Here is an 11,736-nt window from a genome sequence, read left to right on the forward strand (position 1 = left end):
AATCACAAACTATAAAGCAGGTTTTGTATCACTGTCGATACAAAATGTATCATGGACAATAAAAAAAAATTCCACTCTCCAAAGTTATAAATATTGCCGTCTCATTTGTCTCCATGCCCATAAAAAGGGACGGAGCGGGAAGTAAAGGAACCGAAGCGGTTTAGGCAATGGCAACAGCAAAGCATCCTTTGCGCTTGGATACAACCTATTTACGAGATACTGTATTTTTTGTCTGCCTGTAAACAATGAATACACGTACTTTTTGAAATCTTTGTTCTCGAGAATATCTCCCTCCGGCGATATCTCGATGGTATGGTTTAGATAGTAAAACGACTTCTGTGCTAATCTTAAAGCACGTTCCCCCTGTACCAACGTAGCCAATTCATCAGGGATTGGTGTGCCCAGCAATTCGTTGGATAATAGGAGCGCTTGGCCTACTAAATGACTGCTGCGTGTCTTTTGTAGTAGTCTCTTTAAAAACGGGAAGTCCAACACTTTTGTTCTCAGCATTTGATCAATATCATACAACCAGCGTAACCTCATCCATCCATGTCTGGACCCATGCGTCACTAAATAAACAAACAGATCCTCATTACCCAATAAAGAAATATGTTGGCTTGAAAAGACCACATCGTTTCGCCTTTCCCATACTTCATGAAATGCAGACCCACTCGTTTCCGGATTTATTCGCCAATGAAGTTCCACTTCGGTTTGAGTAGCAGAATGATTATAACTAATATGATGGCTTTTCCATTTCCATACGTTTAAAATCTTCACGTCCGTTGTATACCCAAGATTCAATAAAACTTCCTCGGCTTTCCTGACATCTTCCGGACTAACTAGGATATCCAAGTCTTTTGATGTACGCAGTGAGATCTCTCCATAAATTTTCCGAGCCAATACCGGTCCCTTTAAATGTAGAGAAGGGATTCCACTATCCCTAAATTGTTTGTTCAGCTTCTCCAAATCAGAGCATAGTCTTAGCATATTGATGACATTGCGTTCGTATTTACTTTTCAGTCTTTCCATGAACCATGGCGGAATCCAATCCAAATCCAATTTTTTTAATTCCAGGTATAAGACTGGATACATTCTGTGAAACTGTATCGTTTTCAACAATTTATTCCAATCAAGATTAGAGCTAAAAAATAGGACGGATTGTTCGTCTTCAAACTTAGTGCTCCGAAGAAGTCTTAACATAAACATCAATTCGACCGAAGTTCCTGTCATGTCGATTTTAGTTCCCAAATAAATGACCTCTCATTGATTGATTTTTTAAGGTGTGAAGATCCATTGTTTTTTTGCGGGCACTCACTATTGATAATGCGATTCCTGACGCAGTAAAAATGAATACGTTTTGCGGAGAGCTGTTGAAAACGGGCTCACCGCTACTTTCAATCAAAGCGTGAATCAATACCAATCCAGCAAACAAAACAAAGTGCCTTGCAACTGGGTCCACGATCGATTTGTAATTTGCGATAAGTTTTACTATTAAGTATATGAACAGCGCCAAAAGCACACCTGCCCCAAAATACCCCAATTCCCCTAATATATAAGGCCAATACGTATCCATAGCCCACATAGGATTGTCAGGCGTCAACCCGTAAATCGTATTCATTCCATACTCATAATAAACAGGTGAATAGTATTCCTTCGCAATGTATCCACCGTAACGTCCAAACCCGACTCCGAATGGAAAATTCTCGTTAGCAATCACAAAACCAAAATAATACATTGCTTTTCTAGCCGATTTCATCACATCGACTTCGATATACCTCGAGAATGTCAGATCGGTTAATTCCATAATGTAATTCCCCGCAAATAAATAAACGATCGCCACCACGACAGATGCAGGAATGATAAACGTTAACATCTTCTTCATACCTGAAAGCAAATAAAATATAAGAGCAATAACTATGATAGAAACAATGGTTTTAAACCGGAAGGATAATAACGCAAAAAAGAAAAATACGCAGGCCCAATAGAAATATCGTGGGTCAGTTTTTATCTTGTAATTTACCGCCAAGTAAATTCCAACCAGTGTCATAAACCATCCATAGATTCCAGGGTGAATAAATAGTGACTGGAGACTTGGCACTCCCACACGGTAATCAACAGAAGCTGTGATGCCCAATAGTCCCCTGAAAGTGCTTGGCATTACCAGATCAACAACTGAAAATATAAGCACACCTATTGCAGCAACCTTGACCCACTTTACATAGTGCAATAAATCAGCCCTGGTAAACGATATATTGGCAAAGACAAAAACATATAACAATCCTTTAATCATTAATTGCATACCCTGGAAGGTTATGTTAAAAGGGTTGCTGTGAAGGATGGAGGAGACCATCCCGAAAAGCACCATGCCCACCATGGATAAGAATATGTAACCCCCAGCAATCTTTTTTCCCCTTAGAAAGTTAATCATCAGTGCAGGTACGCATATGAGGACAAACAGCTCATCCAAATAGGATAAAAATACGCCCTTAGATCCCAGCAAATTTACAATCGTGTCTTGAAAAAGAATGCACAGCAGAAAAGGTGGTATGCACCTTTTAATGTTGCTTTCACGGGTGGCCGCCAGAACAAGAATCACATATCCGATCAAACCTAAGATAAGCAGCAATATCTTCAAATTATCCGGTGTAACAAATCCAATAACTGCGGCACCGCATATTGAAAGGAACAACAACCTCTTTTGATTTATTAAATGTAAGATACAGTACCACCACCTTGGCCCTGCTTTTTTGATCGTCATTTTCTCAGCAAATTAAACGCTGGTAAATGCCTCTCAATTCTTTGGTAATCATCTTCATGTCGAATCTGTTATGAATTATATTCTTGTTTTCTTCCCCCATACTCTGCCTTAATTGATCATTATGGATTAGCTCTTCTAAAGAACTTGCAAGGTCGGGGACGTTCCCCGCTTGAATCAGAAATCCATTTTTACCGTTGGATATTACTTCCGGAATCCCCCCCACAAATGTGGAAACGACGGGAAGTGAATGACTCATCGCCTCAAGGATAGCCATTGGCAGCCCCTCATTATAGGAAGGAAGCACCAGAATATCGGATTTTTGCAAAAGCTCTTCCCTCTTCTCGCTGTTCACCCAGCCCATAACCTCGATATACTCCTGAAGGGACTTTTTCTCCACTGTTTGTTTGACCTCTTCAATCTCGCCGTCCCCTGCCAATAGAAATTTAGCCTTAACCCCTTTATTTTTCAGGATGTCTACAGCATCAATCAGATCGTAGGTTCCTTTTCGCTTTCCAAGCCTTCCAAGGAAAAGGCAGATGGGCTGCGAATTGCTTCTCTTGTAAGTCTTCTTATTGGGATCAGTAAAAACCCCATTGTATAGGACTTCGATGTTCTCGGAAGGCACTATATTGGAATAATAATTTTTCCATTGGACAGACAATACGATAAGTTTATCGGCCTTGTTCAAGATATAGTCGCAAAGCTTTCTTTGTGCTGAGCTGCTATTATAAAAATCATCAAAATTTGCCCCGTGAAGATGAATAATTACCGGGACTCCGAATGCTTTTCCTATCAATAAAAAGATGGCTTTTCTGTAAAAGCTCCCTCTCTCAGACATATGAATATGAATAATATCCGTTTTTTTGAATATAAGAATTTTCAGAAACTTTAGAAGCCCAGAAAAAAAGTAAACTATCTTATGAAATACATTTCCTGTAATATAAGTTTCCACTCTAAACATTCTATAAAAACTGGATATGGCTGATTGCTCTATGTTCTGAATCACCGTAACGATGCCGCCCATATCTTTCAAAGAAGAACCGACGACTACGACAGTTGGCTTAGACATAAATGCCTCCTTACGCCTGTTTCGTCATAATTGATCCACATATTGTTTTAACGCTAGAACTAACTCAGACTCTGGTCTGACGTAATTTTGAAGATGAATGGAGTCCATATGTTCTATGATGGTCTGAATCTCTTGCTGGCTATTCGCAACCGTTATAAGTTTCTTATCTCGAAAAACATTTGCAATTTCAATCTGATGATTGTCTACATGCTCACCTAGCTCCCTTTTACGGGGTACCACGATGATCTTCTTGCCGCTTTCTAAACATTGAGTGATAGTCCCAATACCCGCATGTGTAACGATAATGTCCGAATTTCTGATACATTCCTTCATTTCAGATTCTTGTAAAAATTGGTGAATGTCCATATTATCCGATTGATAATCGGTATAACCGACCTGAGCGATCACCTTTCCCGTAATCACACGGTCACGAATAAGCTGATCAACCATCTGAAACAATCTCGGAAACGGGAACCTCTGACTGCCTACTGTCACAAATATCAATACAATGACCCCCTATACTTCGCTTTAGGGTAATGGTCGGATAGACTTTGCCATTGTATAAAAAATTCATCCGCAAATTTGTAAATCATTTTACCTGTTAAACTCGGGGTTAGAATTTTCGCAAAGCTTTCAATATAAACTACCTTCTTCCCCAGTAACTTTCCAAACAGACAAAGTGGGAATACCGCCCCAGCACCCGTCGTGATGATGAGTTTCGGATTCTCCTTAATTAATATTTTCAATGATTTAAACATGTTCGCTACAACAACAATATAAAATTTCCAGTTACTCCTTTCTTGCTGATGCAGATAATGCACTCGTTCTTTTTCGGCCAAGGACCGGCTCATTTCGCTGTATTCAGTCACGACAAAGTACTGATGCTCTTCTACTGCGGGAATCAGCTTTAGCAGCTCAGCAAGATGCCCCCCTGTAGAACTTACCAAGCAAACTTTCATGCTCCAGCCCCTCCGGATAACTTAGCTTCACTAACGTTTAATCGAGCGCTCTGGCATCGATAGGTCCAAGTGTTATAGTAGTTTGAATTTTTTCCGTAAGAGTTATCCACCAGAATATGCGGCTTATCCATTAGACAAGACAGAATATGTCCATGCAACCTGGAGGTCTTTATAACTTTATAATTACTGAACAAGCTGTGTGCTTTATTAACTAGATGGTCGGAATAGAGGTACCACATGAAATTCATAGAAAACTTTAAACCTATTCTTCCTTTTAAGGAGGTTAGTTTAGAGATAAACTTAATCATCAACTGCTCCCGAAATGAGTAAAGCGTCTTCCAATCTTGATAGTCACTGCTGGATTGAAGAGGAATACTCTCCTGGCTGCCGCTTGCTTCCTTATCAAGACGCAAAAAATACAGTACCTCTTTACTGGACTCCTTAGAAGGCAACAGCGGCCAAAGCTGATGGGCCATGTCGGGGGATAAATAGAGATTGCATTTAAATTTTGTGCGGGCCTGTTCAAGGCTTACCGTATCCCTTACAAATATATGAAGATCTCTGTGCTTGTTTACAATTGCGGCTGCCTTATTATAGGCAGCATCATTTTCGTAGTAGATCGTCTGGGGCAGTATGGCGATACGGTGTTCAGGATAACGCTCAATGACTTTTTCTCTCAGCCCTTGATGGTTAGGATATAAATCTCCGAAATTCCCTCCTCCTTGTAAAACAATGATGCAATTCTGCGGAATCGACAGCTTTTTAGGAAAATCATTAAGACAATATCTTGCCATCACGTTAATGTTGTGATCGGCAAAAAATTTTTCGGTGCCTTTCATAATCAGCAGATCGCCGCCGTTATCATACAAGGGATAATCGATGTAATAGATACTCGACCCAGATGGGACTGCCTGGAGGATTACTTTCAGCTTCTCTTTTAACTCGTCCATCGGATGCATTTCTTTAGTTGACATCATGAAACCATTCTCCTTCTTTTCATCGTTTTATCTTTTAGGATATTTCTTAAATCAGTAAAATCACCGCGATTAAACAATAAAGCTCCAAGCCTTACTTTAAAAATCATGGGAATTTGGACTAATGTGATTGCGAGCCGCACGATAGATCCCGACATGAGCGCCAAGGCGACTCCCTGAAGTCCAAATAAAGGCGTAAACACAAAGAATAACCCAATGTTGACTGCTATCGCTGTTGCCTGCCTTATCAGAACCAGCTCCGGCCGGCCAATGGCGTTAAACGAGGAGGCTAAAATCCAGGATCCACCGCCAATAATGCATTCCAGCGATAAAATATAAAAGGTAGTGTCCGCTTCCAGGAACTCCTCTCCAAACAGGACTAACAGAAAAAAACGACCTATGATTAGACATGGCACAAGCAGTACCAGCATAATGGTCATTGAAATGCGAAACGACTTGCCGACAATTGAAATAATGTCATGCTTTTGCAGACCCGAAACTTTTGGGAATAAGACATCGGTAATAGCCAGCTGTACGGTATTAAAAACCCGTGATAGTGCAAATACAACCGAATATAAGCCAAAATCCCTCGGGCTTAATAACGAAACGATAATGATCTTATCCGCTTGTGTGTATAAGGTACTCATAAGGTCCATGCCGTAAACCTTGAATCCATAATGAAACAACGGTTTGACAGACCGATCTGCGCGGCAGCTAGCAGACTCTATATTGGATACGTGTTTCTTTAGGACGAATCCAACAATCACAACGGTTAAAAGAGTCGGCACGAGGTAACTTATGGTGGCAGTAATCAAATTCAAGCTTCCGCTTAGGCTCAAAGCAGCAAGACTGATTGCATTAATAAGAGGTACTGTCAACAGTAATGCATTGCTGATATAGAAGCGGTCCATGCTCTTAGCTAAAGCGCTTAAAATGTTGGTCATTAAAGTTAAAGGGATTGAGAATACCGTATACATTTGTGCTAAGCGAACAGCTGTCTCGGAATACTCGCCAAGCCAAACAGGAAGAAGAAACCAAGCAACAGCTCCGGCAAAGATGCCGGCTGGAACCAGATAACTCAAGGAAGCCTTCATATAAACAGGAGTGTTACCAATGCCTTGCTTGACGTTGTATATAAGAGAAGTCGGCAAGCCAAGGCCAATTAACCCGGAAATGAACATCGGCCAAAAAAGAATAGCAGCTAATTCACCTCTGCCCTCTACACCCAGCACTCTTGCTGTAATGATAGAGTGAAGCATAGTAAGCAGCATTATAGATAAGTTTGTAAAACTCGAAATAAATATCGTTCCTGCTATATTTTTACTGTGAATCAGCTTGCTAAGCCTTTTGGGAATCATGGGAACAACTCCATATACTTGTTATGGCTTTCATTACTCGTTTTTCCGATAGCTTAATTCGACTATCGATCCTGTTGAGCAGTGTTGAAGAAACTGAAGAATTGACTTTTCGTACAAACAGTTTATCCGAGGACAAAACTTCATCTGCATCATCCGCGGTATACCACTTTTGCAATGATGGATGAATATGGTGGATATTTGGCCAGATTGGCCATTTGTATTCTTCCGTACGGAACGGCTCCTCATCGCCCAGTTCAGTTTTGTTTCTGTAGGGGGAATTGTAGATAAGCGTATGGAAATATTTTTCGTCCGGCGCAAAAGAATGCTTGAAGTACCGGTCGATCCCTGGATACTCCTCTATCCATGTCAGTAAATCCACGACACACTCCTGAGAAAGAGCCCACCATTGAGATCCCATATAAATGTCAAATTTCTTCCGGTTCATCTCAATGAAAGGCTTCTTTTGAAAAGGAAGAAAACCATGAATCATCTCCACCATTTTCATTACTACTTTATAAACAAGCTTATTTCTGATATTCCAGTCTCTCAGGAAATACCTTTGAATGTGGTTCAGATGATGTTTGCTATGGCTTTTAGAGACATTTGATGCTCTAATAAATTCGATATCAGGATGCTTATCGAAAAAAGCATGAATTTCTGCATTGCTAACAAGGGGATAATCGGAACCGGAAAGCAACACAATTTTTTTGTATTGCTTTCCCGAAGATATACAGAGATGCAACAATGCAATTGTTGCCTTTATTACGTTAAAACCAGCCCAGAACACCGGATATCTCTCCTTAGAAAAATGAACATTACTCAGCTGGCTGACCTCACTCTGAAAAGGAGACTGGGATGTTTTCTTATCAATATGCACATAAAAATCCGCCTTGTCATTCAGCATGCGGACAAGTCGCCCAAAATGCTTACAGTCATTATGGGCCAGGATACAATATGCTATCTTTTCCTTCAGGATAAGTCCTCCTAATCGAAATGAAGTTAGTAAGAATTTTTGGACGTGAGCATAATCCAGATCGTTTTTAATATGATTTTCATGTCGAAAAGCAGGGATCTGTTTTTGATATAGATCAGATCAAGCTCAACCATCCGTGAAAAGCCTACACTACTCCTTCCATTAACCTGCCATAATCCCGTGCATCCCGGAGTAACTCTTAACCGCTGTTTATCGTGGTTGCTGTATTCCATTACCTCCCGGGGCAACGGCGGCCTTGGGCCAACCAACGACATCTCGCCTCGAATGACATTCCAGAGCTGCGGTAATTCATCAATACTGGTCTTTCGTATGAATTTCCCGATCCTAGTTACCCTCGGATCCTCCTTCATCTTAAACATGGCCCCATTGATCTCGTTGTGTTCCAGTAACTTGTCTAATAGTTCTTCTGCGTTCGAGACCATAGACCGAAATTTGTACATGCGAAACGGCTTCTCGTTTTTCCCGATACGTGTTTGGTAAAAAAAAACGGCCCCCTTAGGGTCCTCTAATTTAATGAGAATAGATATGATTAAAAAAAGCGGTGATAATAGAAGAAGCCCCAAAAGCGCAAATATGAAATCTATTGACCGTTTAATCATTAGATAAGCAATTTTAGTTTCATTTTGCGCATAACCGTTATATGCCGAGGCTCCGTCCAGGGCGACCTCTGCTTCATTTCTTTGCGGGGTCGGATACATATCCTCCAATTCACCTCTTTAACGATTTATTTTTCCCAAATGCTCTCGCTCCAAAATTTCCTCCATACCCTGAAGCAGCGGTTTACGAAGTTCTTCATTCTGAAGAGCAAAGTCAAGCGTGGTCATAATAAAACCAAGTTTTTCACCGACGTCGTACCGAATGCCTTCAAAATCATAAGCATACACGCCTTGGCTTACATTCAGTTTTTGAATGGCATCCGTAAGCTGAATCTCACCGCCCGCCCCCTCTTCCTGATGCTCAAGGAAATCAAAAATTTCCGGCGTTAATATGTACCTACCCATGATTGCCAGCCTCGATGGAGCTTGCCCTGCAAGAGGCTTCTCGACGAAATAGTCTACTTCGTACAAGCGATCGATTCTCTTAAGTGGGGCGACGATTCCGTAACGATGCGTTTGATTGGATGGAACCGTCTGAACTCCGATAATAGAGCGCTGAAGTTGTTCAAACTGCTCCGCCAGCTGACGAATGCAGGGAGTCGGTGACTGGACAATATCGTCGCCTAAAAGCACTGCAAAGGGCTCATCACCAATAAAATTGCGTGCGCACCAAACGGCATGACCAAGACCCTTTGCCTCCTTTTGACGGATATAGTGAATATCCACATTTGAGGGGCGGCGAACCTCATCCAGAAGATCAAATTTCCCCTTGCTGAACAGATTGTTCTCCAACTCGAAGGCATGATCAAAATGGTCCTCGATCGAACGTTTACCCTTCCCCGTAACGATGATAATATCCTCGATTCCGGAAGCCACCGCTTCTTCGACAATGTACTGAATCGTAGGTTTATCTACAATTGGAAGCATTTCCTTCGGCATGGCTTTCGTTGCCGGCAGAAATCGAGTACCCAGCCCCGCTGCAGGAATTATGGCTTTTTTTACTTTTTTCATTGATGGTCCTCTCCTATCTCAATTAATTTCATATGGAAGCTGAGTTGTGTTGCTGCTGTAGACAAGTTTACCTATACACTCTTCCATCAGAAGAGAGCATAACTAAGCTTTCTAATCAGGGCATTAAACCCTTCCTCACGTTACACCCTCGACAATCATGTCTAAGGTCGTTACAGACCCACAGCGTAACCGAGTGCCTACAGTGATAAAGGTTCAGTAGACATTACCTGTATATCTAGATGAGATTGCAACCTGCAGATTGTGCGCCTGTTTATCCGACTTGATTCAATACGACACCCAATATCCGTGCATTCACATGGTGCAGCTGTTCCTTCGCCTTTCGTAAATAATCCTTCCTGGCCCGACCTGCAGCCGCCACCATAACAACGCCATCACACATAGCGCTGAATATAACACTGTCTGAAACCTCTAACATGGCCGGCGTATCAATAAGAATGACGTCATACTGAGCCTCCAGTTCTTCCAAGAGCCCCCACATCGCAGGGGAATCAATTAGTTCCGAAGGGTTCGAGGGGATTGGACCGGCAGGGAGTAATCGAAGGTTGCTAATATAAGTGTCCTGCACTGCATTTTCAAAGCTGTCTTTCCCGGTAATGACGGTGCTTAACCCCTGATGATTCATTTGAGAAAACATCTTGTGAAGAGATGGCTTTCTCATATTTGCATCTATAAGAAGAACCTTCTTGCCTTCTTGCGCATAAATCACTGCCAGGTTACTGATTGTAGTTGTTTTTCCTTCTCCTGTTTGTGCAGAGGTAATCACTAGCGTTTTCAGATCCTGATCTTTTGAGGAAAATTGGATTCTGGTTCGAAGCAAACGGTATACTTCTGAACGAGGCGAATTGGGATTTACGGATACGATTAAACTAGCGTCATTGGTTGATCGTCGCATACTGACCCTCTCCTACTTTTGATTTTTCCGTGGTCTTTAATCTTGCGTTTTTTTTGAGCTCTGCCTTACTCATCTTCCCTGCTACGGCAAGTACAGGCACCTCAAGAATCTCCACAATGTCGTCTTCCGTTTTCACCGTATCGTCCAAATAGTCCAGCAGGAATACGAAGCCTAAAGCCAGCATTAACGAAACAACAAAACTGATAACTATATTCATTACCGGATTTAAGTTGATTGGGGCCACTTTGGCTGCTGGGTCTGCCTCACTCAGAATTGTAATATTGTCAACATTCATAATTTGAGGAATCTGCTCTTTAAATACTGCTGAAACCGCATTAACTACAGCAGCTGCATGAGTATAGGAAGTATCCTGGTAAACGAGGTTCATCACTTGAGAGTTGTTGGCTGAGGACACCGAAATTTTGGCGGCAAGCGTCGTTGGACTTTCTCCGAGATCAGGATATTTCTCAACCACTTTGTTCATAATTGCGGTCGACATGATGATCTCCTTATAGGAATTGATGAGGAAAATACTTGTTTGGATTGAGCTTGTATTAAGCCCGTCACTCGAGGATTGGTTAACGATCAGTTTGGCATTTGCCGCATAGACCGGTGTCGTAAAGTAGTAACTCTTGATTCCAGTAGCAGCGATTGCAACAGTAACGATTGCTGCGATGAGCCACCATCTTTTCTGAATTATTTTGAAATACTGTTTAAGTTCCATTAGTGATTAACCCCCCGCTTAATTAGTGAACAGCTCGTGACATATCGCAAATCTCTGCTTACAATCAATTAAGATTTCAACCTTTCGCAACGATACAATATGTATAATTCATATCCCATAATTTACGATACAGATTGTATCATGTCAAGGCTATATTTAATATTTATCTTTTCAAAAAAATGGCATCATGTATCGCAATCATGCGGTACAACACTTGTTAGCGCTTTCCTATATAAAGTTATTTCCGCACCCTTGAGAAGTTATTGAATGTGTAATTTCACTTATATATGAGCTAGGCACATTCGTATCGATCAGGAACTGAGAAGCCCAACATATATAATGGAAGCGTATTCAGGGGGGAGCGTATTCTATATGCGGTT

General features: G+C 41.3%; 12 protein-coding genes. All 12 read right to left on the reverse strand.

All coding sequences use genetic code 11. From position 1 onward, the window contains the following. Positions 1–84 precede the first annotated feature (84 nt). The 12 genes from BBD41_RS12805 to BBD41_RS12860 all read right to left on the reverse strand — a co-directional run bounded on the left by BBD41_RS12805 (position 85) and on the right by BBD41_RS12860 (position 11,356). Complete coding sequence (locus BBD41_RS12805) at positions 85–1,248, reverse strand: nucleotidyltransferase domain-containing protein (protein ID WP_099477816.1); 1,164 nt, start codon at positions 1,246–1,248, stop codon at positions 85–87. Then, a complete protein-coding gene (locus BBD41_RS12810) occupies positions 1,238–2,758 on the reverse strand; it encodes a hypothetical protein (RefSeq protein WP_099477817.1) in 1,521 nt (506 codons plus the stop codon). The genes BBD41_RS12805 and BBD41_RS12810 overlap by 11 nt, the downstream gene beginning before the upstream one ends. A gap of 4 nt (positions 2,759–2,762) precedes the next feature. Further along, positions 2,763–3,827, reverse strand: a complete 1,065-nt coding sequence (locus tag BBD41_RS12815; RefSeq protein WP_099477818.1) for a glycosyltransferase family 4 protein — start codon at positions 3,825–3,827, stop codon at positions 2,763–2,765. Between the two features lie 24 nt (positions 3,828–3,851). Further along, positions 3,852–4,322 (reverse strand): PssE/Cps14G family polysaccharide biosynthesis glycosyltransferase, encoded by a 471-nt coding sequence (gene pssE, locus BBD41_RS12820; RefSeq protein WP_237087104.1) that lies wholly within the window; start codon positions 4,320–4,322, stop codon positions 3,852–3,854. A gap of 5 nt (positions 4,323–4,327) precedes the next feature. Continuing rightward, complete coding sequence (gene pssD / locus BBD41_RS12825; RefSeq protein WP_007132656.1) at positions 4,328–4,786, reverse strand: PssD/Cps14F family polysaccharide biosynthesis glycosyltransferase; 459 nt, start codon at positions 4,784–4,786, stop codon at positions 4,328–4,330. Then, on the reverse strand, positions 4,783–5,763 hold the full coding sequence (locus BBD41_RS12830) for a polysaccharide pyruvyl transferase family protein (protein WP_099477820.1): 981 nt from the start codon (positions 5,761–5,763) through the stop codon (positions 4,783–4,785). Before BBD41_RS12830 ends, pssD begins: the two co-directional genes overlap by 4 nt. After that, positions 5,760–7,118, reverse strand: coding sequence for a lipopolysaccharide biosynthesis protein (locus tag BBD41_RS12835; protein WP_099477821.1), 1,359 nt, complete (start codon positions 7,116–7,118; stop codon positions 5,760–5,762). The genes BBD41_RS12830 and BBD41_RS12835 overlap by 4 nt, the downstream gene beginning before the upstream one ends. Then, positions 7,099–8,190, reverse strand: coding sequence for a beta-1,6-N-acetylglucosaminyltransferase (locus BBD41_RS12840; protein WP_099477822.1), 1,092 nt, complete (start codon positions 8,188–8,190; stop codon positions 7,099–7,101). Before BBD41_RS12840 ends, BBD41_RS12835 begins: the two co-directional genes overlap by 20 nt. Beyond that, complete coding sequence (locus BBD41_RS12845; protein ID WP_007132660.1) at positions 8,118–8,810, reverse strand: sugar transferase; 693 nt, start codon at positions 8,808–8,810, stop codon at positions 8,118–8,120. The genes BBD41_RS12840 and BBD41_RS12845 overlap by 73 nt, the downstream gene beginning before the upstream one ends. An 18-nt stretch (positions 8,811–8,828) precedes the next feature. Beyond that, positions 8,829–9,719 (reverse strand): UTP--glucose-1-phosphate uridylyltransferase GalU, encoded by an 891-nt coding sequence (gene galU, locus BBD41_RS12850; protein WP_099477823.1) that lies wholly within the window; start codon positions 9,717–9,719, stop codon positions 8,829–8,831. A 271-nt stretch (positions 9,720–9,990) separates the two neighbouring features. After that, positions 9,991–10,632 (reverse strand): CpsD/CapB family tyrosine-protein kinase, encoded by a 642-nt coding sequence (locus tag BBD41_RS12855; protein WP_007132662.1) that lies wholly within the window; start codon positions 10,630–10,632, stop codon positions 9,991–9,993. Next, entirely contained in the window at positions 10,613–11,356 is a 744-nt protein-coding gene (locus tag BBD41_RS12860) for a YveK family protein (protein WP_007132663.1), read from the reverse strand. Before BBD41_RS12860 ends, BBD41_RS12855 begins: the two co-directional genes overlap by 20 nt. Positions 11,357–11,736: the final 380 nt, after the last annotated feature.

Source organism: Paenibacillus ihbetae (genome assembly GCF_002741055.1).
GTDB classification, from domain to species: Bacteria; Bacillota; Bacilli; order Paenibacillales; family Paenibacillaceae; genus Paenibacillus_AQ; species Paenibacillus_AQ ihbetae.